The 24,986-nt window shown below is 71.5% G+C and carries 22 protein-coding genes and 1 tRNA gene; 18 read left to right on the top strand and 5 right to left on the bottom strand.

Features of this window, described 5'->3' with window-relative positions:
- Window positions 1-194: 194 nt before the first annotated feature.
- Window positions 195-764, bottom strand: a complete 570-nt coding sequence (locus ACIHCL_RS04655; protein ID WP_399856849.1) for a DinB family protein — start codon at window positions 762-764, stop codon at window positions 195-197.
- Between the two features lie 887 nt (window positions 765-1,651).
- Here ACIHCL_RS04655 and ACIHCL_RS04650 point away from each other — a divergent pair.
- Together ACIHCL_RS04650 and ACIHCL_RS04645 are read left to right on the top strand one after the other, a co-directional pair.
- Entirely contained in the window at window positions 1,652-2,386 is a 735-nt protein-coding gene (locus tag ACIHCL_RS04650) for an LPXTG cell wall anchor domain-containing protein (RefSeq protein WP_399856847.1), read from the top strand.
- A 383-nt stretch (window positions 2,387-2,769) separates the two neighbouring features.
- On the top strand, window positions 2,770-3,693 hold the full coding sequence (locus ACIHCL_RS04645) for a YDG/SRA domain-containing protein (protein WP_399856845.1): 924 nt from the start codon (window positions 2,770-2,772) through the stop codon (window positions 3,691-3,693).
- 164 nt (window positions 3,694-3,857) lie between these two features.
- Here the strand turns inward: ACIHCL_RS04645 and ACIHCL_RS04640 are convergent, their stop codons facing one another.
- Both ACIHCL_RS04640 and ACIHCL_RS04635 read right to left on the bottom strand, forming a co-directional pair.
- The gene (locus ACIHCL_RS04640) at window positions 3,858-4,379 is read right to left on the bottom strand and encodes a GNAT family N-acetyltransferase (protein WP_399856843.1); all 522 of its coding nucleotides are present in this window, start codon (window positions 4,377-4,379) and stop codon (window positions 3,858-3,860) included.
- 174 nt (window positions 4,380-4,553) lie between these two features.
- The gene (locus tag ACIHCL_RS04635; protein WP_399856841.1) at window positions 4,554-5,555 is read right to left on the bottom strand and encodes an SEC-C metal-binding domain-containing protein; all 1,002 of its coding nucleotides are present in this window, start codon (window positions 5,553-5,555) and stop codon (window positions 4,554-4,556) included.
- Window positions 5,556-5,642: 87 nt separating this feature from the next.
- Between ACIHCL_RS04635 and ACIHCL_RS04630 the strand changes: the two genes are divergently transcribed.
- From ACIHCL_RS04630 to ACIHCL_RS04620, 3 genes are all read left to right on the top strand, one after another.
- The gene (locus tag ACIHCL_RS04630) at window positions 5,643-6,434 is read left to right on the top strand and encodes a class E sortase (RefSeq protein ID WP_399856839.1); all 792 of its coding nucleotides are present in this window, start codon (window positions 5,643-5,645) and stop codon (window positions 6,432-6,434) included.
- A 166-nt stretch (window positions 6,435-6,600) separates the two neighbouring features.
- The gene (locus ACIHCL_RS04625) at window positions 6,601-6,933 is read left to right on the top strand and encodes a DUF6412 domain-containing protein (protein ID WP_399856837.1); all 333 of its coding nucleotides are present in this window, start codon (window positions 6,601-6,603) and stop codon (window positions 6,931-6,933) included.
- A gap of 200 nt (window positions 6,934-7,133) precedes the next feature.
- Window positions 7,134-7,904, top strand: coding sequence for a YidC/Oxa1 family membrane protein insertase (locus ACIHCL_RS04620; protein ID WP_399856835.1), 771 nt, complete (start codon window positions 7,134-7,136; stop codon window positions 7,902-7,904).
- Window positions 7,905-7,970: 66 nt separating this feature from the next.
- Here the strand turns inward: ACIHCL_RS04620 and ACIHCL_RS04615 are convergent, their stop codons facing one another.
- Window positions 7,971-9,119, bottom strand: coding sequence for a Gfo/Idh/MocA family oxidoreductase (locus ACIHCL_RS04615; RefSeq protein WP_399856833.1), 1,149 nt, complete (start codon window positions 9,117-9,119; stop codon window positions 7,971-7,973).
- A 618-nt stretch (window positions 9,120-9,737) separates the two neighbouring features.
- Between ACIHCL_RS04615 and ACIHCL_RS04610 the strand changes: the two genes are divergently transcribed.
- From ACIHCL_RS04610 to ACIHCL_RS04560, 11 genes are all read left to right on the top strand, one after another.
- On the top strand, window positions 9,738-10,817 hold the full coding sequence (locus tag ACIHCL_RS04610) for a hypothetical protein (RefSeq protein WP_399856831.1): 1,080 nt from the start codon (window positions 9,738-9,740) through the stop codon (window positions 10,815-10,817).
- 96 nt (window positions 10,818-10,913) lie between these two features.
- Window positions 10,914-11,684 carry a GntR family transcriptional regulator gene (locus ACIHCL_RS04605; RefSeq protein WP_399856830.1) on the top strand — a complete coding sequence of 257 codons (771 nt, stop codon included), beginning with the start codon at window positions 10,914-10,916 and terminating at the stop codon, window positions 11,682-11,684.
- Window positions 11,685-12,020: 336 nt separating this feature from the next.
- Complete coding sequence (locus ACIHCL_RS04600) at window positions 12,021-13,145, top strand: TIGR03364 family FAD-dependent oxidoreductase (RefSeq protein WP_399856828.1); 1,125 nt, start codon at window positions 12,021-12,023, stop codon at window positions 13,143-13,145.
- Window positions 13,146-13,240: 95 nt separating this feature from the next.
- A complete protein-coding gene (locus ACIHCL_RS04595; RefSeq protein WP_399857154.1) occupies window positions 13,241-13,921 on the top strand; it encodes a phosphonatase-like hydrolase in 681 nt (226 codons plus the stop codon).
- A complete protein-coding gene (locus ACIHCL_RS04590; protein WP_399856826.1) occupies window positions 13,918-15,102 on the top strand; it encodes an ABC transporter ATP-binding protein in 1,185 nt (394 codons plus the stop codon). Before ACIHCL_RS04595 ends, ACIHCL_RS04590 begins: the two co-directional genes overlap by 4 nt.
- An 82-nt stretch (window positions 15,103-15,184) precedes the next feature.
- Entirely contained in the window at window positions 15,185-16,198 is a 1,014-nt protein-coding gene (locus tag ACIHCL_RS04585; RefSeq protein ID WP_399857152.1) for a 2-aminoethylphosphonate ABC transporter permease subunit, read from the top strand.
- Window positions 16,185-16,982 (top strand): ABC transporter permease, encoded by a 798-nt coding sequence (locus ACIHCL_RS04580; RefSeq protein WP_399856824.1) that lies wholly within the window; start codon window positions 16,185-16,187, stop codon window positions 16,980-16,982. Before ACIHCL_RS04585 ends, ACIHCL_RS04580 begins: the two co-directional genes overlap by 14 nt.
- Window positions 16,983-17,151: 169 nt before the next feature.
- Entirely contained in the window at window positions 17,152-18,213 is a 1,062-nt protein-coding gene (locus ACIHCL_RS04575; RefSeq protein ID WP_399856822.1) for a 2-aminoethylphosphonate ABC transporter substrate-binding protein, read from the top strand.
- A gap of 228 nt (window positions 18,214-18,441) precedes the next feature.
- Window positions 18,442-19,230, top strand: coding sequence for an HAD-IIA family hydrolase (locus ACIHCL_RS04570; protein WP_399856820.1), 789 nt, complete (start codon window positions 18,442-18,444; stop codon window positions 19,228-19,230).
- Window positions 19,231-19,403: 173 nt separating this feature from the next.
- Window positions 19,404-20,069 (top strand): hypothetical protein, encoded by a 666-nt coding sequence (locus ACIHCL_RS04565; protein ID WP_399856818.1) that lies wholly within the window; start codon window positions 19,404-19,406, stop codon window positions 20,067-20,069.
- Window position 20,070: 1 nt separating this feature from the next.
- Window positions 20,071-20,754 carry a class F sortase gene (locus ACIHCL_RS04560; RefSeq protein ID WP_399856817.1) on the top strand — a complete coding sequence of 228 codons (684 nt, stop codon included), beginning with the start codon at window positions 20,071-20,073 and terminating at the stop codon, window positions 20,752-20,754.
- Between the two features lie 703 nt (window positions 20,755-21,457).
- Here ACIHCL_RS04560 and ACIHCL_RS04555 read toward each other — a convergent pair.
- Window positions 21,458-21,531: transfer RNA gene (locus ACIHCL_RS04555), tRNA-Lys, on the bottom strand.
- Between the two features lie 184 nt (window positions 21,532-21,715).
- On the opposite strand from ACIHCL_RS04555, the gene ACIHCL_RS04550 reads away from it, so the two are divergent.
- Window positions 21,716-23,113: a peptidoglycan-binding protein gene (locus tag ACIHCL_RS04550; RefSeq protein WP_399856816.1), complete on the top strand. Its 1,398-nt coding sequence runs from the start codon at window positions 21,716-21,718 to the stop codon at window positions 23,111-23,113.
- Between the two features lie 10 nt (window positions 23,114-23,123).
- Window positions 23,124-24,980 (top strand): SPFH domain-containing protein, encoded by a 1,857-nt coding sequence (locus ACIHCL_RS04545; protein ID WP_399856815.1) that lies wholly within the window; start codon window positions 23,124-23,126, stop codon window positions 24,978-24,980.
- Window positions 24,981-24,986 lie beyond the last annotated feature (6 nt).

The raw sequence follows: 24,986 nt of genomic DNA, 5'->3' as shown, positions 1-24,986 counted from the left end.
GGTGTACGGGAGCGGCACAGGCGCCACAACGCAACGCGGTGCGGGGCCGGAGCGAGGCGCCGCGCGTCACTCCGGGCCCGCACCGCACGGAGCCGCCCCGCCCTTCTCCGAACCGCCCACCACTTCGTCGCACCGCCCACTTCCTCGTACCGCCCGCCTGCTTCCTCGTACCGCCCTCGTGCGTGCCGCCACTGTCAGCCGTCGTGGCCGTCCGTGCCGCTCCCGTGCGAGATGGCTTCGATCATGTATGCCGTAGTGGTGGAACCGTCCAACGCCTCCCGGATGATGTCCGCGTGCCCGCAGTGGTGCGCGATCTCCCGGAAGACGTGCAACAGCACATGCCGAACGGTCCATGCGATCGGCTTGGACGCCCACGGGTACAGCGGGAGGGTCACGACACGGCCGAGGTCGGGTTCCCGCCGTACGGTGCGATCGAACTCCGCGGACGCGGCACGGAACGAGTCGAGCAGCCCGGCCAGGGTGTCGTTCCCGGTCATGCGGAAGCGGTCGGGGTCCGGCTTGGTCCGCTCGATCTTCGCCGGTGCCGTGCCGTCGATCACCGCGAGCCAGGTTCGCTGTATTGCGACGAGGTGCTTGACCAGGCCACCGAGTGTCAACTCGCTGACGGTGGTGGTGAGAGCCGCCTGCTCCTCGCTGATTCCCGTAACCGTGTGGAGGAAGTTGGCGCGTTGATCCGCCACGATCGTCAGGAGGTCCTTGCGTTCCCCATCGCGCACCTCGTCGACGTGGGTCGTCGTTCCCATGGAATGTTGCCTTTCGGTGGGCTCCTGGGTCATGTCTTCGAACTCCACCCGCTGTGCGGCATCCGCCATCCGCATCCGGCATATGCGTTCGCCGGGTCGTCGGAGCCGTCCTCGTACGTCCAGTACGAGGGCGATCCCCCGGCTCGCGATCGCATGTGCCAGACGTCGCACAGCCCGGCCTCCGGCCGGACGCCGCCCGTTCGAAAGCACGGCCTGGTGTTGCGGCCGGTAACCTCTCCGGTCGCAGCACCAGCCGCCCACCCTAGGGAAGACTTCCGGGCAGAACGGGCGAATCGTCGGTGGGCCACCACCCGTATTTCTGTTCCCGTGCCGCATTCCGTCCCCGTACCGCAGGGCGTGCAGCACCCCTGCGTGGGCCACGTGCCGCTGCGGTCGTTTCAACTCCGGGGCGCCGGCGGCATCGCGTCCCGGTCGGCTCCGGCTCACCACGAGTCCGCCCGAATGCACCATGCCCCGGATCAGTACGGCCGTGACCATCGGTGCGAACGCCGGGCCCACGGCGTACAGAAGCCCGTAGACCAGCAGACGCAACACCGGGTACGCGCCCGAGGCGCCTGTGACGCTGCGCCGCAGCAGACCACCGAAGGTGAAGTTTCCGGCGATCATCACGACGCCGAACGCCATCAGCGTGTCGCTGGCCAAACACTTTCGGTCACCGTATTAGCTTTATCGATCTGAAGGGGTAAGCCGAGGCGTCGAAAACGATCAGCTGGCTGTCTCAATCGTTATGCGGAACTAATGGGGCAAGTGACACTGCATGTGGCATATGCGGTCAGAAGCTGATTGACGGGCGTGCGCCATCGAAGGAAGCTGAGCCGCCCCCCACGGTAGCCATCTCTTCCAGTCTTCCAACCGTTGGATTTCCCATGCGCACAGTTGCTTCCGCATGCACGCTCACGGCCGCCGCGGCGGCGGCCCTGCTGCTTGCCCCTACGGCGTACGCCGCCGCTCCCGGCGACAACGGCACCGTGAAGATCCACGATGCCGCGACGGGTGAGGAGCTCCGTAAGAACGAGCCTCACGTGTGCACCTTCTACCTCGACGCCTTCGGCTTCGACGCGAGCCAGGACATCGCCTGGCGCATCGAAGGCTGGCCCCCCACCGCCAAGGTCAAGGGTGAGATCGTGAAGTCCGGGTCCCTGGCGCTCGACGCCAAGGGCCACGGCCGTTCGTCGGACCAGTCCCTGTCCGACGGCCACTACAAGCTGTTCTGGAACTTCGACGGCGAGCACGGCCGGGCCAAGCAGAAGGTCTTCTGGGTCGACTGCGGCGACAAGCCGAAGCCCGAGGACAGCGAGTCCGTCAGCCCCACCCCGTCGGCGTCCCCCAGTGAGCCGGACTCCGTCACCCCGTCCGAGTCGGCCACCCCGTCTACGCCGTCCAGCCCGTCCATCCCGTCCGACTCGACGCAGCCGACCGGGACGCCCACCATGCCCGCCGAGGGCTCCGTCGCGACGCCCTCGTCCTCCCCGTCCGCCCCGGCCGAGGGCGACCTCGCCGAGACCGGCACCGGCGCGCCGGTCGGCCTGCTGTCCGCAGCGGCCGCCGTGCTCGTCGCGGCCGGCGGCTTCCTGCTGATCCGCCGCCGCAAGGCCCAGTAGCACTGACACGGCGCCCGTGGCCCCGAGCCGCGGAGCCGCTGAGGCTGCTTCTCGCCCTTTGCCCGTGGTCAGCTCCATGCTGACCACGGGCTTTGAGGTTCTCGGCATGCGTGGCGTCGATCCCATCGCTATGGCGTGGGCGCTCGTGCTGGCGAAGGCTGGGGAAGCGGGCGCGAAGTCGCTCATGGTCTTTCAGGAGAACGTCGCGTGCGACCGCGATGCGTGCCAGCGCCCAGCGCGTAGGTGGGGGTGGGGGCTTGTATCGGAGCCCACCTCGCTGAGGGGTGCTGGCAGTGTGGTTGTTTTTGGGACACGCCCCGTGGAAAGTGGCCATGATCAGTTTAGAGGATTGACTAAACGCCAGTATTCGGCAATATGTTCGCATGTCGCGATCGAAGTCCATCTATTTTGGTCCCCCTCCCGATGTAAGCGAAGGGCAATGGTTTCGAACGCACGATGACCTATATGGGGCCGATGTGCACCGATTCCGTGGTCAAGGGATCTCAGGAACGTCGTATGAGGGCCTCGACTCGATAGTCGCCAGCGGCGGCTATGCCGGGGATGAGGACCTGGGTGACGTCATCATCTATACGGCGCAAGGCGGATCGCCGGACAAGGACGGTCACATCACGGAGGACCAGTCGCTGACTGGGGTCAATGAGGGGATGCTGATCAACTATCGGGAGGGGCTGCCCATCCGATATGTACGCGGTCTGGGGATCAAGCGGCGCAAGGCGACTGAAGGCTACCGATATCGGGGGTTGTACCTCGTGGAGGGCTACTGGAGCGTGCTGACTGCTCGTGGGCACGTCATGTGGCAGTTTCGCCTTGCGAAGATCGCAGCTGGGGAGCGTTGGGATTCTGACGAGGCGAGCCACACTGCAGCAGATGATGAAGCGACCCCGGTTCAGCAAGCAGCTGCAAGGTACGTCAGCACCCAGCGCAGGGTGCGGAACACTCAGGAGGCCCGCGCCATAAAGGCGCTCTACAACAACACCTGTCAGATGTGTCGAGTCCCGGTTGTGGTGGACATCAACGGTGCGCGGTACAGCGAAGGCGCACACATACACGCACTTGGCAGGCCACATGGCGGTCGCGACGTTCGGAGCAACATCCTGTGTCTGTGTCCGAACTGCCACGTGCTCTTTGATAACGGAGCACGCCTCATCACTGACGACCTCAAGGTCGTAGATGCTCTCAGTCGCCGGGTGCTCGGAGATCTTCATGTGGTGCCTGAGCACCAGATCGACCCTGCGTGTGTGCACCAGCACCGTTCTCGGTGGGTAGATCGTTCAGGAGGGGTCTAAAAAAGGTCTGTCCCGGAGTCCCTGGTGGGCGCCCCCCGATGGCTGCGACACCTCGTCGCGTTGTCGGAACATCCGCATACACCCGGTATGCAGGCGCTCCTCTGCTGTGCGTTGCACCACATCTGACGCCGGGCGCTGATCCACCACGGATGACGGGACGGCCTTTAGTGGGGCCAGGCGGCGGAAGCGTTGCTCAAGTCCCGCACGTACGTCAGCCCCGGTCGGCCGTCCAGCACGGGTTCCTCGCCGGTCGGGGCGAAGCCGGTGCGGGTGAGGACTGCCTGGGAGGCGGGGTTGTCGAGGGTGGTGGTGGCGCGGAGGGTGGTCAGGCCGTATTCCTCGGTGGCCAGGGTGCACAGGTGCCGGATGGTGGCCGTGGCCAGGCCGCGGCCGGTGGCCTTCTCCGCGACGCGATAGCCGAGTTCGGCGGAGCGGTCGGCCACGTCGACCAGGTTGAAACGTCCCAGGATCTCGCCGCGGTCGTCGGGGCCGGTGGACACGAGGACGTGGAAGTGGCAGGTTCCGGCGGCCTGTTCCGCGAGCAGAGCGGCGTGACGGGTGTTGAAGTGGGTGAAGTAGTCGTCGCCGCGGTCGGGCACCGAGGCGGCGAAGTAGGCGCGGTTCTCCCGCTCGAACGCGAGGAGCGCCGGGGCGTGGTCGGCGCGGAGACGCTGGAGTTCGTGCATGGGGGAAGTGTAGGGACGGCCTGGAGGCGACTCCATCGCATTGATGGAGGGGTGCGGGGTGGGTGGCCATGTGGCCGCGTGTGTGGGGCCGAGCGCGGGGCGTCGGACCGTCGCGTTCGCCACCCAGGCGTCGGCCCGGGGCGACGGGGCCGGGCCGACGCATCGGGCGCGCGTTCAGTCCGTGCCGTGGCACTCCCGGTACGGGCGGCCCGAGCCGCACCAGCAGGGGGCGTTGCGGGCCGGGGGCCAGGGGACGGCGCGGCCACGGGCGGCGAGGGTGGTGGCGTACTGGGGGAGCAGATCCGGGTCGGTGGGGGACGCGGTCTCGGACGCGGCGAACGCCTCGTACGACGGGACCGTGCCGGTCACGATGCCCAGGTTCGGGGTGCCGGCCTGGTGCAGGTCGCGGAGGGCGGCCTCCAGACGGGCCAGATGGTCGGCGTGGGACGGGTACTCGGCGCGCAGGCTCGGGTACGCGGCGAGGAGTTCGTCGAGTTCGTGGGCCGGCCAGTGCAGCATCGCCACCGGGAACGGGCGGGACAGCGCCGTGCGGTAGGCGCCCAGTTCCGCGCGAAGGCGGGTGATCTCGGCCTGGAGCTCGCCCGGGTCCGAGGAGCCCAGTGCCCACAGCCGCTTCGGGTCGTGCAGCTCGTCCAGCGGGACGGAGGCCGTGTGGATGGTGTCCGCCAGGTCGTCCCACACGTCGTGGGCGGCGCCCATCATCCTGCGGACACGGTGGCGGCCGATCAGCAGCGACCGCGTCGCGTACGGCACCTCCTCGCCCGGCGTCAGCAGCAGGGTCAGCGCGGTCGTGAAGCAGTCGTGGGCCGTTTCCAGTTCGTCGTGGGACGCGAAGGTCTCCGCCGCGACCTGCCAGGGCGCCGTGTCCAGCGGCTTCGCGGCACGGACGCCGTCGAGGATCGCGCGGGCCTCGGCCTCGTGGCCGTACTCCCACAGGTTGGCCGCGTTCAGCGCCTTGACCAGGTGCGGGCGGTCGAGGCCCGGAGAGGCGAGCAGGTCCTCGTAGAGGGTGGTGGCACGGGCGCGATCGCCGGAGAGTTCCAGATGGGCCGCGGCCCGGAGGAGGAGCGGCTCACGGTCCTCGGGGTAGCGCTCCGCGGTGCGCAGCAGGCGTTCGGCTTCGGTGGTGTGGTGGGCAGGCGTGTCGGGACGCATGAACCACACGGTACTGCCGTGCGACCCGTGGGCGGAGAGTCGCTCCGCCCCTGGAGAGTTACGGGGCAGGGCCTTATCGTGCGGGCCGTGCGGGAGCGGATACCGGTGGTGGTGCAGCACCACGTGCGCGGACGCAGGGCCTTCGCGCGCGGTCTCTGGACGGTGGCCGAGGCGGTGGTGACCCTCGGCGTCGTCCTGTTGTTGCTCGTTGTTCATCAGCTGTGGTGGACCAACCGGCAGGCCCGCGTCGGCGCCGAGGACGAGGTGCGGGCCCTGCGGAAGACATGGCAGGAGCCGGAGGGCCGGGGGCCGGGGCGGACGGACGGGAACCCCGGTACGGGGAGCGGCGGCGGGCCGGACGGCGCGGCCTCCGGCGGGCGCACGGCCCAGGGGCACCACGCGCCCGCCGCGTCCGCCGAACCCCGCTGGGACCAGGCGTACGCCGTCATCCGGATACCCCGGATCGGACTTGTGGCCCCCGTCGCCCAGGGCATCGGCAGACGAGGCGTCCTCGACAAGGGATACGTCGGCCACTATCCACGGACCGCGCAGCCCGGTGAGACGGGCAACTTCGCGCTCGCCGGGCACCGCAACACCCACGGCGAGCCCTTCCGGTACATCGACCGGCTGCGCCGCGGCGACCTGATCGGCATCGAGACCCGGGAAGCCGTGTACACGTACACCGTGGACCGGACGCTCGCGCGGACCAGCGCCCTCGACAGCGGTGTCATCGCGGCTGTCCCGCGCAGCGAGGTGAAGCCGCGCGCCGGGTACACGGCGGGCGGTTCCTATGTGACGCTCACCACCTGCACCCCCGAATTCACCTCCCGGTACCGGCTCGTGGTGTGGGGAAGGCTCACCGGTGTTCGGGCGCGGTAGCGGGCCCGCGGACAGGGCCGGTGCTCGTGGGAGGGGGAATGGGGCCCGGGGGAACGGCCGCCTTGTCGGAGCCGTCGTGTATAACGGCTGGAGAGTGGAGCGCACACACGCACGCGCGCATGTCGTGTCGTGACGGCGACGAGGGGAGGGGACGATGAGCGGTGACATGAGTCGTCCGCGTGACGGCCGCGCCCGGTCGTTCCGGCCCGTGGTCCTGCTGCTCTGCCTCGTCACCGAACTGTTCACCGCCGCCCTGCTCGTCGAGGGCGGCAGCCTCTCCACCGCCGTCGCCCTCGCCGCCACCGCGGCCGTCGGTTCCGCGCTCGTCGCCGCCGCGGTCATCAGCGCCCGCTGCGCCATGCCCGTGCCCCGGACCCGTGTCCGCACGGCCATACGCGACCGGGAACAGCGCACCGCGTTCCTGCCGCAGCGGGATCCGGACGCCAGGGGCCGCAGACGCCCCAGGGCCCCCGGCCACGCCCTGCCGACGACCGCGTAGGGGCTCGTCCGGTCCGTTCCTCCCTGCTTCGTTTCCGTCTTCGTGCGTGGGCACGCCCGGATCCGACGCGTGGGCGGTGCGTACGCACGGCACGCCCGTGGCAGGTGCGCGTACGCCCGGCCGCGGGTGCCCCTCGTGGTTCGTCACGCCGAGTCCGTTCCTCACTCCCGGCATGACGAGAACCCTCGGAGGGCTCACCGATGTCCGTCCTCATGTCCGCATTCGCCGCCCTGGTCGGCGCGCTGGCCGATGTGCTGCACCCGATTTTCCAGACCGCTTCCGCCGCCGCGGCCATCGTGCTGTTCACCGCACTCGTGCGGCTCGCCGTGCATCCCCTGTCGCGGGCCGCGGCACGCGGGCAGAAGGCCCGTACCAGGCTCCAGCCACAGATCGCCGAGCTGCGCAGGAAGCACGGAAAGGACCCCGAGCGCATGCAACGGGCGCTCATGGACCTGCACCGGGAGGAGAAGGTGTCGCCGCTGTCCGGCTGCTTGCCGAGCCTGCTCCAGATGCCCGCCTTCTTCCTGCTCTACCACCTGTTCTCCAGCCGGAGCATCGGCGACGGGCCCAACGAACTGCTCGGCCACCGGCTGTTCGACGCCCCGCTCGGCGAGCGCTGGTACGACGCGCTGGCGCACGGCGGGCCGCTGGGGGCGCAGGGGCTCGTGTACCTCGGACTGTTCGCGATCGTCGCCGCCGTGGCCACGTTCAACTTCCGGCGTACGAAGCGTCAGATGGCGGCCGGCCCCGTCGTTCCCGCCACCGGACCCGACGGCCGGCCCGTTGCGGGCATGAGCGCGATGACGAAGCTGATGCCGCTGCTGTCGTACGCGACCCTCCTGACGGTCGCCGTCGTGCCGCTCGCCGCCGCCCTGTACGTCGTCACCAGCACCACCTGGAACGCGGTCGAGCGGGCCGTCCTCTACCGCGACGCGCCCGTCGTCGACGCCGGGGCCGCCGCCATGGCATGACCGGACCGCCGTCATCCGCGGTCCGGGCCGGGGCGGCTGTACGGGCCGGCTGTACGGGGCGGCCGGTCAGCGGGGACCGGCGGTCGCCTCGTCCGCGGCGGGCAGGGTCACGGTGACGCCCTCTCGGGCCGAGCGGCGGGCGGCCTCCAGCACGTCCAGGACGGTGGCGGCCTGGAGGGCGGTCACCGGATTGCCTCCTTTGCCACGCAGCGCGTCGTGGACCGCCGCGTAGTACGTGCGGTAGTCGCCCGGCACGGTGGGAACGGGGGCGCCGCCGCCCGTCAGCGGGGACTCGCCCGAGCCGATCCGGCCCCACAGCGTCTCCGGTTCCTCGCCCCACGGCTCACCGTCCGTGGGGCGAGCGCCGGCGCGCAGGGCGGCCTCCTGCGGATCGAGGCCGTACTTCACATAACCGGCGGTCGAACCGAGCACCCGAAAGCGGGGGCCGAGCTGGGCCGCGGTGGCGCTGACGTACAGATGCGAGCGGACCCCGTTCGCATGGGTGAGCGCGAGGAAGGTGTCGTCGTCGGTTTCGGCGCCCGGACGGCGCACGTCGGACTCCGCGTACACCCGCACCACCGGCCCGAACAGCACCAGCGCCTGGTCGACGACATGGCTGCCCAGGTCGTACAGCAGTCCGCCGATCTCCCGCGGATCGCCCGACTCGCGCCAGCCGCCCTTCAGCTGCGGACGCCACCGCTCGAAACGGGACTCGAAGCGCTGGACGGTGCCCAGCTCGCCGTCCGTGAGCAGACGGGCGAGCGTGCGGAAGTCATTGTCCCAGCGGCGGTTCTGGAAGACCGAAAGCAACAGCCCGCGCTTGCGCGCGAGTGCCGCGAGCCCCCGCGCCTCGGCGGCCGTACCGGCGATCGGCTTGTCCACGACGACCGGCAGACCGGCCTCAAGTGCGGCGGTGGCGAGCGGGACGTGGGTCCGGTTCGGTGAGGCGATCACGACCAGGTCGAGCTCCCCCGCCCGCTGCCACAGCTCCTCGGGCGCCGCGGCGAACCGCACGGCGGGGAACTCGGTCCGCGCCCGGGCCCGCCGCTCCTCGTCCGAGGTGACGACGGTGTCGAGGACGAGACCGCCGGTCGCCGCGATCAGCGGGGCGTGGAAGACGGAACCGGCCAGTCCGTAGCCGATGAGTGCGACGCGTAGGGCGGACGAGGAGGCATCGAACGCCACAGGCGTCTCCTGAGTCGAGTTGCCAGTCATGCACGCCACTTAAGCAACGCCGCCGCCGATGTGCGAGAGGCGGGCGGGTCGGTGCCGAGTGCGTCGGTACGCGGGGCGCCCGGGGCTGGGCCGATCGAGCGGTCCCGACGGGCGGCCGGGCGGCGTTCCGGCACGTCGCCGCCGGTCGCCCCGCGCGTGCGTGGCAGTGTCGTGTATCCAGAGCCGTGAACTCCGGCATACAGGCCGGGCGGGTGCTGAAGATCTTGGCCGGGCCCGCGGCAGCCGACGCGCACAGCTCCGGCGCCTTGTGGTTGTACGCGTCGGCCGCCGCCCCGGATCCGGCCAAGGTCTTCAACGCTCGCCCGGCCCACGCCCGCCCGCTGGTGCTGCGGGCGGGAAGGTTCACCGGTTCGCGACGCCCGGCACGTCCCCGAGCGCTCGGTTTCGTTCGGGCAGGGGAGCCCTCGTCCCTCGCCGCGTTGGCGCATCGCCCGAGTACATCCGGTACGCGGGTGGTGCTCCGCCGTGCGATGCACCGCATCGGACGCCGCGAGCTTCCCGGCAGACCTTCCCGACCACAGCACTGGGCGGGGCATTCGGTGAAGGGCGTCCGGCGCACACGGCCAGCCGTTCGGTAAGCAGCGAAGGTGAGCCCGCATGTCCCACACACCGCCTCTGCCCGGTACGTCCGGACCTCTGCCCGGTGCGTCCGGACTTCAGCCGGGTGCGTCCGGGCCTTCGCCGGGTACGCCCGGGACGTCCGGCGCCCCGGTCTCCCCGCCCACCGGGCGGACGCGGCAGGGGCCGGCGCTCTGGCTGGCGGTGGCGAGCGTGGTCCCCGCCGTCCTCGGCGGAGCGTCCGGCGCACCCGCCACCGCCGCGTCGTCGGCCACCGCCGTCGCGAAGCCGAACGCTGCGAAGCCGGGCGCCGGAAAGCTGACAGCAGCGGAGGCGGGCGCCGCGAAGCCGGGCGACGACGGGCAGCCCGGCTGCGGCGATCCGAAGGCGAGCGAGTTCCCGATCCGCACCCGTATCCACGGCGGTCCGGCAACCTACGCGGCCGGTGGCGGCTACGGAACCTGGTTCCTGGACCTGACCAACACCACGGACGAGGAGTGCCGGGCCGTTCACCCGGTCCTCGTCCTTGTCGACGAGAACCGGAAGCTGACCTCAAAACAGATCCAACTGGTGTTCTCCGAGCGGAACCGCCCCGACGCAGAGCACCGAGTCACCTGGGAGACCACCGACCAGGACGAGCACATCGGTGTCTTCGGGGACGGGGACGCGGACGGGGACGGTGCCGATTCCTTCGACGGCTTCACCGTCCCCGCGGGGCGCACCCTCACCGTGCGGGTCAGGATGGCGTTCACCTCGGACACCAGCCCGGGGCGGGTGACCGCGGCGGCGGCGATCGTGCAGCGGCTGCGCATGCCGGAGGGTGGGGGCGGCGAGGACGACGGGGAGTGGGTCGGCGAGTCCGGTCGCTACTCCTTCGCCCTCGTCGACGACGGCGAAAGCGGAGGCGTCGGCAGAGGCCACGGCGGCGCACTCGCCCACGGGGCCCCCGAGCCGACCCCGACCGCACCGGCCGCGACCAGACCGGCCGCGACCGAGCCGACCCCGAACGCACCGGCCGTCGTTCCGCAGGTCGGCGTCACCATCACCGGTTTCCTGATCGGCGGCGGGGCGGCGGTGATCTGGTCCCGCCGGTCGCGGCGCGCCCGCTCAGGTCCCTGATCCAGTCCCGCCCCGGCCCCGGCCCTGGCTCCGGGCCCGGTTCCCGTTCGGGACGTCCGTCCACAACTGTTCATGTCCGTCTGCCACCATCCCGGCGTGGACTACCCGCACGACCAGACACCTGGCGCACCCATCCGCTCCGGCATTCCGGAGCACGGCCGCATCCCGAAGTACTACGCGGTCAAGGCACGCGTGTCCGTCCTCATAGAGGAGTTGGGCGAGGGCGGCATGCTGCCCACCGAACGCGATCTCGCCGAACGCTACGAGGTCTCGCGCGAGACCGTGCGACAGGCACTGCGCGAACTCCTGCTGGAGGGGCGGCTCGCCCGTCAGGGGCGCGGCACCGTCGTCGCCGGCCCGAAGCTGGAACAGCCGCTCTCGCTGGCCAGCTACACGGAGGGCGTACGCCGCCAGGGCCGTACGCCGGGGCGCCACCTCATCGGGTTGGAACGGTTCCCCTGCCCCGAACCACTGGCCGCCGATGTCGGCGTGCGGCGTGGCGAGCCGGTCTGGCATCTGGAACGGGTGCTGCTCGCCGACGACGACCGGGTGGGCCTGGAGAGCACGTATGTGTCCGTCGCCCGGGTGCCGGACCTGGACACGGAGTTCGACTCCGACTCGTCCTTCTACGCGTACCTGCGCGACCGGCTCGGGATCGTCTTCGGCGACGCGGACGAGCGGATCGAGACCGTACTGGCGACCCCGCGCGAGGCGTTGCTCATCGGTACGCCGCCCGCCCTGCCCATGCTGCTGATGCACCGGGTCTCGCGCGATACGGCCGGGGCGCCACTGGAACGCGTACGCACGCTCTTCCGCGGGGACCGGTTCTCCTTCACCACGCATCTCGGGCCGCAGCACGGGCGCTGAACGGCGGCGGGCACGGGCATCGAGCGCCGAGGCGCCGGCACCGGGCTGTCGCCGGGGCTGGGCGGGGGCTGGGCCGGGGCGCTCTCGCGGGTGCCCGGCCCTCGGAGCGCCTGCTCGGGGTGCCGCCTGAGCTTGAGGCGCGACCGGCCCTCAAGCTCAGGCGCGATCGGTCCTCAAGTCCAAGGCGCTAACGACCGCCCCTCAAGCTCAAGGCGCCGCGACCGCCCCTAAAAGTAACGAGAATATAACGGGTCTAGGCCAACTTTGGGGCCCAGTTCACCGTTCCGTTGCCACGCCGCCCCTTCCGGGACACCGGCCCCCAGGAACGTAGCCGTCGTGAGAGTCATCGTCGTAGGAGCCGGCGTGGTGGGAACCATGCACGCCTGGCACGCAGTGAACCGCGGCCACGAGGTCGTACAGATCGAGCGCGAGACCGAGGCGCGCGGAGCGTCCCTCCGCAATTTCGGACAGATTTGGGTCAGCGGCCGGGCCGGTGGCGAGGAACTGGAGACCGCGCTGCGCGCCCGTGAGCTGTGGGAGGAGGTCGGGGCCAGGGTCCCCGGGCTGGGGTTCCGGCCCTGCGGTTCGCTCACCCCGATCCGCAGCGAGCTGGAGATCGCCGTCGCCGAGGCCGCCGCCGCCCGGCCCGACGCGGCGGCGCGTGGCTACAAGCTGCTCACCGCCGACGAGGCCCGCGCGATCAACCCGGCGCTGCGCGGCGACTTCGCCGCCGCCCTGTGGTGCGGGCGGGACGCCGCGGTCGAGCCGCGTACCGCCCAGGTCGCCCTGAAGAACGAACTGCTGAAGTCCGGCCGTTACACCTTCCTCGGCGGGCGCGAGGTGCGCGAGATCGTGGGTTCGGCCTCGGTCCGCGACGACCACGGCGACGTCCACACCGGCGACTCCGTGATCCTGGCCACCGGTGCCTGGCTGGGCGGACTCGTTCGTGAGCTCGCCGGTCCCGACCTGCCGGTCCGCCGCGTCCGCCTCCAGATGATGCAGACCGAACCGCTCGGCGAACCGCTCACCACCTCCATCGCCGACGCCGACAGCTTCCGCTACTACCCCGCGTACCGGGGCGAGGCGCTGGACGCGCTCAACGCCGGACAGGCCCAGGCGCCCACCGCCGCGGCCCACAGGATGCAGTTGCTGATGGTGCAGCGCCGTGACGGCGGACTCACCATCGGGGACACCCACGAGTACGCGTACCCCTTCGCCTTCGACACCGTGGAGGAGCCGTACGAGCACCTCACCGGGGTCGTCGAATCCCTCCTCGGCCGCCCGCTGCCGAGGATCCGTCACCGCTGGGCCGGTGTGTACGCCCAGTGCACCGACACCAGCCGGGTCGTCCACCGCCAGCAGGTGAGCGACGGCATCTGGCTGGTCACCGGGCCGGGCGGCAGGGGCATGACGTGCTCGCCCGCCATTGCCGAAACGACCGCCGACGAACTGGGCTGGTGAAGAAGTTGACCACGCAGAATCCCTTCAGCGCGACCACGCGGAATCCCCTTGCCGCGGCCACGCGGACCCCTCGGACCACGACCCCGCGAAACCCCATCCACCTGGTCGTCCTGGACATGGCCGGCACCACCGTGGCCGACGGCGGACTCGTCGAGCAGGCGTTCTCCGCCGCCGCCGAGCGTCTCGGTGTGGAGCCCGGTTCCACCGACCACGACGAGAAGCTGGACTACGTACGCGCCACCATGGGCGAGTCCAAGATCTCCGTCTTCCGCCATCTCTTCGGCGACGAGGACCTCGCCCAGCGGGGGAACGCCGCCTTCGAGGAGGCGTACGGCGAACTCGTCGACGGCGGCCGCATCGCGCCCGTCCCCGGTGCCCGGGAGGCCATCGAACGGCTCCGGGCAGAGGGCCGCACCGTCGTCCTGACCACCGGCTTCGCCCGCGTCACCCAGGACGCCATCCTGGACGCGCTCGGCTGGCAGGACCTGGTCGACCTGACCCTGTGCCCGGCCGATGCGGGCGGGCGCGGACGCCCGTACCCCGACATGGTGCTCGCCGCCTTCCTGCGCACCGGGGCCGTGGACGGTGTGCGGCAGATCGCCGTCGCGGGCGACACCTCGTACGACATGCTCAGCGGCGTGCGCTCGGGCGCCGGGATCGTCGCGGGCGTGCTCACCGGCGCCCACGACCACGACCGGCTGACCAGGCACGGGGCCACCCATGTGCTCGGCTCGGTCGCCGAACTCCCCGATGCGATCGCGCGGGCCGAGGCATGACCAGCGCGGCCACGACGGGCCCGCGCGCGACGGCCGAGGGCCGGCTGAGCGGCGACCCCGCCCCCGCCCTGCCAGGCGCCCCCGTCCGGGCGGGGGCGGCCGTCCGCAGCGGCATCCGGTTCGACCGGGTCAGCGTCGCGTACGGCGGGAACACCGTCCTCGACCGGCTCGATCTGACCGTCGAACCCGGTGAGGTCATGGCCCTGCTCGGGCCTTCCGGGTCCGGCAAGACCACCGCCCTGCGCGCCGTCGCCGGGTTCGTCCGGCCCGCCTCGGGCCGGGTGTACATCGGGGGCCGCGATGTCACCGCGCTGCCGCCGCACCAGCGAGGCATCGGCATGGTCGTCCAGCAGTACGCCCTCTTCCCGCACATGCGGGTCCGGGACAACGTCGCCTTCGGCCTCAAGGCCCGCAAGGCGGCGAAGGCGGAGATCCCCGAACGGGTCGCCGAGGCCCTCGAACTCGTCGGCATGTCCGCCTACGCCGAGCGCTACCCGCGCGAACTCTCCGGCGGACAGCAGCAGCGAGTCGCCATCGCCCGCGCGCTCGCGATCCGCCCCGACGTGCTGCTGCTCGACGAACCGCTCTCCGCGCTCGACGCCCAGCTGCGCTCCGGAATGCTCGCCGAACTGGCGCGACTGCACCGGGAGTTGCCGGAAGTCTCGATCCTGTACGTCACCCACGACCAGGTCGAGGCGCTGACCCTGGCCGACCGGATCGCCGTCATGGACAAGGCCCGGCTCCAGGACTGCGGAACCCCGCAGGACCTGTACCGGCGCCCGCGCACCGAGTTCACCGCCTCGTTCGTCGGCAACGCCAACCTGCTGCCGGTCACCGTCGCCGACGGTGCCGACACCGTCGACTTCGCGGGACGGGCGCTCGACGTGCCGACCGGCGAGGCGTCACGCGGCGCCACCGCCACCCTCTGCGTCCGCCCCCATCTGGTCGGACTCGGTGACGGCCCCAACGCACTGAGCGGCACCATCGCCGAGGTCCAGTGGCGCGGTTCCACCCACCGGCTCTACGTCGACATCGACGGGCACCGGATCAAGGCGGACCTGCGCGAACTGCGCGAGACCCCGGCGCTCGGCGACGAGGTCACCCTGCACTTCGCCGCCGAGGACGCGGTGCTGCTGCCCGCAGGCGCGGCCCCGGGCACCGGGGGAGGCCCCCATGTCTAGCGTGACCACCGCCGACATCCGCCCCGGCCCGTACGGGAACCCCGGCGCGGCGTCCGATGACTGCGACGGCGCCCAGGGCCGCATGGACTCCGGCACCGGACGGCGCACACCGCCGGACGGCGGCCCGGACCGACGCGGGGCAGCGGCCGGTGCCGGAACGGAAGCAGGAGAAGCGGCCGGCGGAACGGGAGCGGGCGAAGCAGCCGCCGGAAAGGGAGCCGGAAAGAGAGCTGGAAAGGGAGCCGGGAGGGGGAGAGCGGCAGGGGCCGGACCACGGGGCGTTCCCCGCTTCGTCTGGGCGCTGCCGCCCGTCGCCGTGCTCGCGCTCGTCTTCCTCTACCCGCTGGCCCTCGTCATCCAGCAGTCCGTCAGCCCGGACGAGGGCGGCACCTCGCTCGCCCCGTACGCCGATGTGTTCGCCTCCGAGGCGTTCCGCTCCGCGCTGACGACCACCGTGTGGCTGGCGCTCGCCTCGACCGCCGGATGCCTGGTGCTGGGCTTCGTCCTGGCCATGGTCATCGCGTTCGTGCCGTTCCCCGGCGGGCGGGCCGTCTCCCGGTTCATCGACGTCTTCCTCTCCTTCCCGTCGTTCCTGATCACGCTCGCCCTGCTGTTCATCTACGGCAGCGTCGGCATGGCCAACGGCGTCTGGACGGACGTCACCGGGGCGTCGAACGGCCCCTTCGACTTCCTCACCACCCCGTGGGGCGTGCTGCTCGCCGAGATCACCTACTTCACCCCGTTCGTCATGCGTCCGCTGCTCGCCGCGTTCTCGCAACTGGACAGCGCACAACTGGAGGTGGCGTCCTCGCTCGGTGCCAAGCCGGCCCGGATCGTGCGGCGGGTGATCCTCCCCGAGGCGCTCCCGGCGCTCGCCGCGGGCGGCAGCCTCGTCCTCGTGATGTGCCTCAACGAGTTCGGCATCGTGCTGTTCACCGGCGCGAAGGGCGTCACGACCCTGCCGATGCTCGTCTACGGCAAGGCGATCCTGGAGTCCGACTACCCGGCCGCCTGTGTCGTCGCCGTCGTCAACATCGCGATCTCCGTGGGTCTCTACAGTCTGTATCGGATGGTGAGCCGCCGTGTTGGTGCATAGCCGTACGGGGAAGTGGGCCGCCTGGGCCGTGTTCTTCGTGCTCTTCGTCCCGCTGTTCGCGCTGCCGCTGCTGGTCGTCCTCGCCGCGTCGTTCGCCACCAACTGGTCCGGCGCCTTCCCCTCGGGGCCGACCACCGAGCACTACACGGCCGCGACCGGCGGGGAATCCCTCCAGGCCCTGACCACCAGCCTGGTCACCGCCCTCGCCGCCAGCCTGCTCGCCCTCACCCTCGGGTCCTGGGCCGCGCTCGCCGCCGCCTCGCTGCGCAAGCGCGGCAAGCGGTTCCTGGACGCGCTGCTCATGCTGCCGGTCGCCGTGCCGTCCGTCGTCGTGGGCCTCGCCGTGCTGGTGGCGTTCAGCAAGCCGCCGGTGCTGTTGAACGGGACGCGCTGGATCGTGATCCTCGCGCACACCATTCTTGTCACGGCGTTCGCCTATTCGTCGGTTTCGGCGGCGATAGTACGTCTCGACCCGATGTACGAGCAGGCGGCGGCCAGTCTCGGCGCCCGCCCCTCGTACGTCCTGTGGCGCGTCAGGCTGCCGCTCCTGCTGCCGTCCCTCACGGCGGCGGCGGGGCTCTGCTTCGCGCTGTCCATGGGCGAGTTGAGCGCCACGATGATGCTCTACCCGCCGGACTGGACACCGCTCCCGGTGCAGATCTTCGCGGCCACCGACCGCGGCTCGCTCTTCACCGGCGCGGCCGTCGCCGTGGTCCTGATGGGGACGACGCTGCTCGTGCTGCTCGGTGTCTCCCGCATCCGCACCAGGGCCTCGTTCCGCTGACACGCGTCCACGCTCCTGCCCGGACCGGCGTCCGTCGGCCCCCGCCGACTGTGCTTCGCGGCCCGGACATCCCGTCGGCCCGCCGACATCCCCGTGGCGAAACCCCCGTAGCCACATCCCGTACCGACTCCGGCCGGCTCCCGGCCGACCTCCAGGAGATTCGACAGCCATGCGCAAGACCCACCTCAAGCCCATAGCCGCCGTCACCGGCGCCCTGGCCCTCGCCGCCACCCTCTCCGCCTGCGGCGGTGCCTCCGCCGCATCCGACGAGAAGGTCGTCACCGTCTACAGCGCGGACGGCCTCAAGGGCGAGAACGGCGACGGATGGTACGACAAGGTCTTCAAGGACTTCGAGAAGAAGACCGGCATCAAGGTGAAGTACGTGGAGGGCGGCTCCGGCGAGATGGTGCAGCGCGCCGTCCGCGAGAAGTCCAACACCCAGGCCGATGTGCTCGTCACCCTGCCGCCGTTCATCCAGCAGGCCGACCGCAAGGGTCTGCTGGCGGCCTACGCCCCGGCCGGCTCCGACAAGGTCGACGCCGCCGACAAGGCGTCCGACGACAAGTGGGCCTCGGTCGTCAACAACTACTTCGGCTTCATCTACAACAAGAAGGAACTGAAGTCGGCGCCCACCACCTGGGAAGAGCTGCTCGACGGGAAGTTCAAGAACAAGATCCAGTACTCCACGCCCGGAGTCGCCGGTGACGGCACGGCCGTGCTCATCAAGGCGATGCACGACTTCGGCGGCAAGGACCGGGCCATGGAGTACCTGAAGAAGCTCCAGGCCAACAACGTCGGCCCGTCCGCCTCCACCGGCAAGCTCGCGCCCAAGGTCGACAAGGGCGAACTGCACGTCGCCAACGGGGACGTGCAGATGAACTTCGCGCAGTCCAAGGACATGCCGAACCTCGGGATCTGGTTCCCCGCGAAGGAGGGCGGCAAGGCCACCACCTTCGCCCTGCCGTACGCGGCCGGCCTGCTCGACAAGGCCCCGCACAGCGACAACGGCAAGAAGCTGCTCGACTTCATGCTCTCCGAGCAGGCGCAGAAGGACGTCAGCGCGGTCGGCGGAGGCTTCGCGGCCCGCAAGGACATCCAGCCCGCCGACGCCAACGCCACCGCCCTCGCCAAGGTGATGGAGGGGGTGGAGGTCTTCCAGCCCGACTGGTCGGACATCGGCACCAACCTGGAGTCGTACGTCGGAGCCTGGAAGACGGCCGCCGGCAGCTGAGGCCGTCGCAGGGGCGACGCCGCCGGGCACGCGCACCGGGTGTGGGACAACCCTGGGGCGGCCGGTGATGACGACCGGTGGTGAGGGACCGACAGCCGATGTCCGGTATCGCCCCTCGGTCGCACGGACGGCCCGGACGAACAAACGCTCTAAACTCGGGGGCGTCGGCGCTGCACGACGCGGTGCCGCCGGCGTCCCCGCACACGGCGTACGGCAGGAGTCCCACGCATGGCAGAGCGCAAGCCGATCACATCCTGGCTCACCGACATGGACGGAGTCCTGATCCACGAGGGGACGCCGATCCCCGGGGCGGATGCCTTCATCAAGCGGCTGCGGGACTCGGGCATGCCCTTCCTGGTCCTCACCAACAACTCGATCTACACCGCCCGCGACCTGCACGCCCGCCTCCAGCGCATGGGGCTCGACGTGCCCGTGCAGAACATCTGGACCTCCGCCCTGGCCACCGCCAAGTTCCTGGACGACCAGCGGCCCGGCGGCACGGCGTACGTCATCGGCGAGGCCGGGCTGACCACCGCCCTGCACGACATCGGCTACGTCCTCACCGACCACGACCCGGACTACGTGGTCCTCGGCGAGACCCGCACCTACAGCTTCGAAGCGCTCACCAAGGCGATCCGGCTGATCAACGGCGGCGCCCGCTTCATCTGCACCAACCCGGACGAGACCGGACCGTCCGCCGAGGGACCGCTGCCCGCCACCGGGTCCGTCGCCGCTCTGATCACCAAGGCGACCGGCAAGGAACCGTACTTCGCGGGCAAGCCGAACCCGCTGATGATGCGCACCGGACTCAATGCCATCGGCGCGCACTCCGAGTCCAGCGCCATGATCGGCGACCGGATGGACACGGATGTGCTGGCCGGTCTGGAGGCGGGCATGCAGACCTTCCTGGTCCTCACCGGTCTCACCGAGACCGCGGACATCGACAAGTACCCCTTCCGGCCGTCCCGGATCGTCGACTCCATCGCCGACCTGATCGACCTCGTCGACGAGGCCTGAGCCCGGCGGTCCCGCGGGGAGCCGCGCGGGCCCCGGAAGGAGTCGGTGGTCACGGGGAGCCGCGCACGGGGCGGCCCGTCCGACGCAGGGACGGGCCGCCCCGCGCGTCCGCCCGGTCCGCTGCGGATGCGGAAAGCGGGAGCAGGCGTGAACCTGCATGGAGGAGGTTCACGATGCGCTCCATATCCCTCACGCTCTGTGTTCTCGCGGTCATGGCGGCGGCCCTGACGACGGTCCCCGCCGCACTCGCCGAATCGGCCCCCGCCACCGCTGCCGCCACGCCCACCGGCACCGGAGCCGGCCCTGCCACCGACTTCGGCTCCGGAGCGCGATCCGACCGGGGGACGGGCTCCGGCACCGGCTCCGACACCTCGGGCTCGGGTACCTCCCTCACCGTGACCCCGTCCGTCGTCGCCCCGGGCGGCGAAGTCGCTCTCCGGCTGGACGGCTGCGGGGGCAAGGGGGCCGAGGGGGGCTCCGACGCCTTCGTCTCGCAGGCGCGCTTCACACCCGCCGCCGACGGGGGCCTGTTCGCGCGGGCCTGGATCGGCGCCGACGTCGTACCCGGTGACCACGACATCCGGGTCGTCTGCGCCGACGGCACGGACGGGGCGACCGGGACGGTCACGGTCGCGGTCGCCGGACGGGCCGCGGCCGCCAGTCCCCTCGCCCCGGTCCGCGCGGGCGGTGGCGGCACCGCCGTCCTCACCGACCGGGAGGCCCGGCGGAGCGGCCCCGGCGTCGCGCACGCGGTGATCGGCCTGACCTTGGCGGCCGTCACGGTCACCGCCTTCGTGCTCCGTAGTGCGACGCGCCGTCGTCGCCGGGGGGCGGACTGACATGCCCGCCCCGCACGGCCCCGCCGGCCACGGCCGACTGCTCGCCGGAACGGCCTGGGCCGTCCTGCTCCTGGGCCTGTGGCTCTGGGGGCGCGATGTCACCGATGGTTCCGGCGTCGGATCGGCCCCGACCACCGGCGACATCGCGGCGGTCGGCCGCCCTCTCGGCGTTGCGCTGCCCCCGCCCCACGACCCGATCGGGGGTGCCGAGCCACGACGGATCGAGGTCCCTTCGATCGGCGTCGACGCGCCTGTGGTCGCCCGCGGTCTGGACGAGGAAGGCGCGATCGAGCCGCCGCCGTTCGCCGAGCCCCGTACCGTCGGCTGGTACGGCGACGGCACCGAGCCCGGGGCCGAGGGGCCCGCACTCTTCGTCGGCCATGTCGACACCGAGACCAGGCCGGCCGTCTTCTACGGGCTGAGTGCGACCCGCCCCGGCGCCAAGGTCGAGGTGACCCGCGCGGACGGCCGCGTCGCCGAGTTCACCGTCGACGACGTCCAGGTCCTCACCCGCGAACGCTTCAACGCCGACCGGGCCTACGGCCCTCGCAAGAAGGGTCGCGCCGAACTCCGCCTGATCACCTGCGGCGGCACCTACGACCGGGCGTCCCACTCCTACGACGCCAACGTGGTCGTGTCGGCCTACCTGACCGGCGAGCGGGCGAAGGGGAACGGCGGGCGCTGATCCTCGATCCGCCATGTCGCTCCGCCCACGCCCCCCGTCGACACGTTCCCGCCCATGCCTGCGCCGACCGGCCCGACCACTCCGGGGAACCGCCGCAGTCCGACCGCTTCGAGGCGCCGACGTCTTCCCGGTCGGCCCGATCGGCTCCGGGGCGCGGCTCTCATCATGAAACCCCTTCAGATCGAAGGAACCTGACGCGAAATCAGAGGCATGTGCCGGGCACGGTGGTGTCGTTCCCGTGCCTTCCGTGCCTTCCGTGCCCTCCGCGCCGCCCGGTCGACGGTTCGTGCGACGAGCGGATCCGGCGGGGAGCCGGATGTGACTCTCTTCACGGTGTTCAGGGCTTCTTTCGTCGTCGCGGAGCCGTTTCCCGTTCCGGAGGTGAGGGCCGAGCACCCCGGGTGGGACCTGGCCCCTCGCGTGGATTCCTTCCTCGTGCCCCCTGACTGCGGGGCTTGAGAGCCTGATGAAAGCCGACACCCCGTCACGGGCCGTACGTGAATGGGTGCGTAGAGTCATTGGCTTGCTACGGAGAGTGTTGATTGCCGTGTCGTGGCCGGGTGTTGCCCGTGCGCCGCCCGCGCTCCCGTGGCGGCTGCGGTGGCGGCCCGGCGGGGCGGTGTGGCCGCCCGGCGTGATGTGACCGTTCGGGCGGGCATGAGCAAGGCCCCCTCACGCTCGGTGAGGGGGCCTTGACTTCGCGTGCGCCGCCAGGGACTCGAACCCCGGACCCGCTGATTAAGAGTCAGCTGCTCTAACCAACTGAGCTAGCGGCGCCTGCTGACCCGGAGAACTTTACCCGAAGCGGAGAGGTGCTCCTGACCGTTTCCTGTCCGGCACGGCCTGTCGGATGGTCGTTTTTTCTCGCCTATCCGTCAAAATGCAATATGTCATAAGGGTTGAGACACTGACGCCCGTGCAGATGCGCCCAAAGATTTTGACGAACGCGGAGGGGAATCGCATGACTGTGCCGGCTTTCGAGGAGTATGCACCTGCCATCGACTGCGCCTGTGCGGGGTGTGCCGCACAGCGGCGGGCCGCCGGGGCCCTGGCCCCGCGGGACGGCGGACATCCGGGGGCACACGGCGCGCGTCGCGTCCTGGTGCTGGCCACCGCGGCCGGTGTGGTGCTGAGCACCGGGGTGGCCGAGGCGGTGAAGGTGCCGGGCGACCAGGCGGCCGACGCGCCGGGGGCGGCGGGAACCATCCGTTCGGACGAGGCGACGGCCTCGGTGGACATGCCGGACCCGGAGGCCCCGGCCGGGGAGGACGGCCCCCTCATCGGGACCGGAGTGGACCCGGACACCCCGCAGGGCAGGCCGGGACCGGTGCAAGGTACCGGGTCCGCCGGCGCCCCGTCCTACACGAACGCCTCGCTCACGCTGCGCAAGACCAGCCGCGCCGCGATCATCAACCGGGCGAAGAAGTGGGTCTCCGCGCAGGTCCCGTACAGCATGACGAGGTACTGGTCCGACGGTTACCGGCAGGACTGCTCCGGCTTCGTCTCGATGGCCTGGAACCTGCCGGGCAACGAGTGGACCGGAAGCCTCGCCCGGTACGGCACCAGGATCGCGCGGAAGGACCTGCAGCCCGGCGACATCCTGCTCTTCCACAACCCCTCGGACCCCAACAAGGGCTCGCACGTCACGATCTTCGGCGGCTGGACCGACCACACGCGCACCCACTACACGGCGTACGAGCAGACCCAGCCGCAGACCCGCAAACGGACGACGCCCATGGCGTACTGGAGCTACTCCGGCTCGTACGTCGCGTACCGCTACAAGGGGCTCAGCGAGGGGGGCGGGGACGACGGCGGTTCGTCGGCGTCGTTCCCGGGCGTCGGGAAGTTCGGCCCGGGTGCCAGCAACGCGCACGTCACCCAGCTCGGGAAGATGCTGGTGGAGCGGGGTGGCGGACGCTTCTACTCGACCGGCCCGGGCCCGGTCTGGAGCGACGCGGACCGGCGCGCCACGCAGGCGTTCCAGAAGGCCCAGGGTTGGAAGGGCGCCGAGGCGGACGGGCTCCCGGGCCCCCACACCTGGCGCCTCCTGGACGGCGGGGCCGGCAAGGACATATCCGGTGGCGGGTCCGGGAACAGCGGCGCGGGCGGGGCGAACGCGGACTCGTCGTTTCCCGGGCGCGGCCATTTCCGGCCCGGCCAGTCCAACGGCCATGTCGAGAAGCTCGGCAGGCAGTTGGTCAAGAAGGGCTACGGCAGGCACTACCTGTCGGGCCCCGACCCCCAGTGGTCCGAGGCGGACCGACGCAATGTCGAAGCCTTCCAGCGGGCCCAGGGCTGGCGGGGCGCGGAGGCCGACGGCTACCCGGGACCGGAGACCTGGCGGCGGCTCTTCTCGTGAGGAAACGAACATGACGGAGGCGGGAATGGGATCCACGGTGTCGGACCGCGCCGGAGTGCCGGAGGGCGGGGAAGAGCGGGCGGCGGCGCGGATGCGGGAGCAGGCTCCGGCGATGACGCGCGGTCCGGGCGGCGGGCCCGAGGTCGCGACGGACCGGGGCGCCGCCCCGGCCGCGGGCGGTGGTACGCCGTCGGACCGGGACCGGCTCGTCCCGGAGGGCCGGGGCGCGCGGGAGGCCCAGGAGGCCGGGCCCGCCGAGCACCCGGAGCCCGAACGCGACCCGGACGGAACGGTGAACGGACCGGTGGACGAGCCGGAGGCCGTGGTCGACCTGGTGCTGGACATGCTCCCGGACGGGGGCGGCGGCGTCGCCCTGGGCGCGGCCTCGGCTGCGGTGTCGGTGCCGTCCGTGGGCACCGCACCCCACCCGGCCGCGGCGGTGAACGTCGTGCCCGCCGAGGGACCGGGGCTCCTGCTCGGCAGCACGCCCACGGCGAAGCCGGGGTCCGCGGGATCCGCCGGGGGCGATGCGGTCGGTGCGAAGTCGGGGCTCCGGCCGGACGATGAACTCGCGGGTCCTGGAGCGGGCGCCGGGGCCGTACCGGTCGCGGCCCGCATCCGCCCCGCATCCGCGCGCGGCACCGCGCACCCGTCCCCGGCCCCGTCCGCGCTCGCGTCGCCGCTGCCGTCCCCCTCTCGGCACCGGGACATCGTCGACCGCACCCGCGTCGGGGGCGAACGGTCGGCCGGACGGCGTCATGTGGTCATCGGCAGCGAGTCGACCGCGACCATCCCCGTCCACCTGCTCTTCCGCGACGACCCCGGGAACGTCGACGGCACCGGGCTCCCCACCGACGTGCTGCGCCGGGGGCGCGGTGGCGGGAGCGCCGCGCCGGGGGTGCGGCGCCCGCCCGCGCCGAGGGGGCCGCAGGTGCGCCCCTCGACCCGGCCCGCGCCCGCCGGTGATCCGGAGCTCGCCGAGCGTCCGGGGCCCGCGCTGCCGGGCTGGGTGGCCCTGTTCACCGCGCTGATCGGGCTCGCGGGTGCCGGGGCCGTCCTCTGGTGGATCGGCGCGCTGCCCGCCACCGCGCTCACGCGGTTCGGGATCGTCCCGAGGCCGTACGCCGGGATCGGTGTCCGAGCCTGGGCGGCCCTCGCCGCACTGGGGGTGCTGGTGCTCCTCGCGCTCGGCGGGCTGAGCCGCGGCCGGGTCGGATACGCGTGGGTGCTCACGCTCTTCGGCAAGTACCGGGGGAGTGTGCGACGGACCGGGCTGATGTGGATCAGCCCCCTGCTGCTGCGCCGCCGGGTCGATGTGCGCCTGCGGCACTGGCGCAGCGAACCGCTGCCCGCCGTGGACGCCAACGGCACCGCTCTGCGCGTCGTCGTCCTCGTGGTGTGGCGGGTCCGGGACACCGCTCGGGCGCTGCTGGGCGTGGAGGAGCACGAGACGTATCTGCGTGAGCAGGTCGAGGCGGCGATGGCCCGGGTCCTCTCGCAGCTTCCCGCCGATGCTTTCCACGAGGACGCGCCCACCCTGCGCGACGCGGAGGCCGTCGGCGACGCGCTGACCCGGATGCTCAAGGCGGACTGTGTGCCCGTCGGCATCGAGGTGTACTCGGCGCAGCCGACCGGGATCGAGTACGCACCGGAGGTCGCCGCGGCCATGCAGCGCCGACGGATCGCCGCCATCGATGCCCAGCACCGCGACAGTGTTCTGACGTCGGTGGTCGACGCGGTGGACGACACCGTCAACCGGTTGACCGAGCGAGGCATCGTGGAACTGGATGACTACGAACGGAAGGTGCTGGTCAAGGACTTGACGGTGGCCTTCTACACGGGACGCAGCGGCGGCGAGGGGGGCTGAGGGGGT

It is taken from the genome of Streptomyces sp. NPDC052042 (assembly GCF_044548345.1).
GTDB lineage: Bacteria > Actinomycetota > Actinomycetes > Streptomycetales > Streptomycetaceae > Streptomyces.
Note: the sequence above shows the minus strand (reverse complement) of the source record. Positions and strands in the feature narration are given on the sequence as shown.

Bases quoted from the DNA above. Each gene is read 5' to 3' on its own strand.
- ACIHCL_RS04655 (WP_399856849.1), bottom strand. From the start codon at position 764: ATGGGAACGACGACCCACGTCGACGAGGTGCGCGATGGGGAACGCAAG.
- ACIHCL_RS04650 (WP_399856847.1), top strand. From the start codon at position 1,652: ATGCGCACAGTTGCTTCCGCATGCACGCTCACGGCCGCCGCGGCGGCG.
- ACIHCL_RS04645 (WP_399856845.1), top strand. From the start codon at position 2,770: ATGTCGCGATCGAAGTCCATCTATTTTGGTCCCCCTCCCGATGTAAGC.
- ACIHCL_RS04640 (WP_399856843.1), bottom strand. From the start codon at position 4,379: ATGCACGAACTCCAGCGTCTCCGCGCCGACCACGCCCCGGCGCTCCTC.
- ACIHCL_RS04635 (WP_399856841.1), bottom strand. From the start codon at position 5,555: ATGCGTCCCGACACGCCTGCCCACCACACCACCGAAGCCGAACGCCTG.
- ACIHCL_RS04625 (WP_399856837.1), top strand. From the start codon at position 6,601: ATGAGTCGTCCGCGTGACGGCCGCGCCCGGTCGTTCCGGCCCGTGGTC.
- ACIHCL_RS04620 (WP_399856835.1), top strand. From the start codon at position 7,134: ATGTCCGTCCTCATGTCCGCATTCGCCGCCCTGGTCGGCGCGCTGGCC.
- ACIHCL_RS04615 (WP_399856833.1), bottom strand. From the start codon at position 9,119: ATGACTGGCAACTCGACTCAGGAGACGCCTGTGGCGTTCGATGCCTCC.
- ACIHCL_RS04610 (WP_399856831.1), top strand. From the start codon at position 9,738: ATGTCCCACACACCGCCTCTGCCCGGTACGTCCGGACCTCTGCCCGGT.
- ACIHCL_RS04590 (WP_399856826.1), top strand. From the start codon at position 13,918: ATGACCAGCGCGGCCACGACGGGCCCGCGCGCGACGGCCGAGGGCCGG.
- ACIHCL_RS04585 (WP_399857152.1), top strand. From the start codon at position 15,185: ATGGACTCCGGCACCGGACGGCGCACACCGCCGGACGGCGGCCCGGAC.
- ACIHCL_RS04575 (WP_399856822.1), top strand. From the start codon at position 17,152: ATGCGCAAGACCCACCTCAAGCCCATAGCCGCCGTCACCGGCGCCCTG.
- ACIHCL_RS04570 (WP_399856820.1), top strand. From the start codon at position 18,442: ATGGCAGAGCGCAAGCCGATCACATCCTGGCTCACCGACATGGACGGA.
- ACIHCL_RS04565 (WP_399856818.1), top strand. From the start codon at position 19,404: ATGCGCTCCATATCCCTCACGCTCTGTGTTCTCGCGGTCATGGCGGCG.
- ACIHCL_RS04560 (WP_399856817.1), top strand. From the start codon at position 20,071: ATGCCCGCCCCGCACGGCCCCGCCGGCCACGGCCGACTGCTCGCCGGA.
- ACIHCL_RS04550 (WP_399856816.1), top strand. From the start codon at position 21,716: ATGACTGTGCCGGCTTTCGAGGAGTATGCACCTGCCATCGACTGCGCC.
- ACIHCL_RS04545 (WP_399856815.1), top strand. From the start codon at position 23,124: ATGACGGAGGCGGGAATGGGATCCACGGTGTCGGACCGCGCCGGAGTG.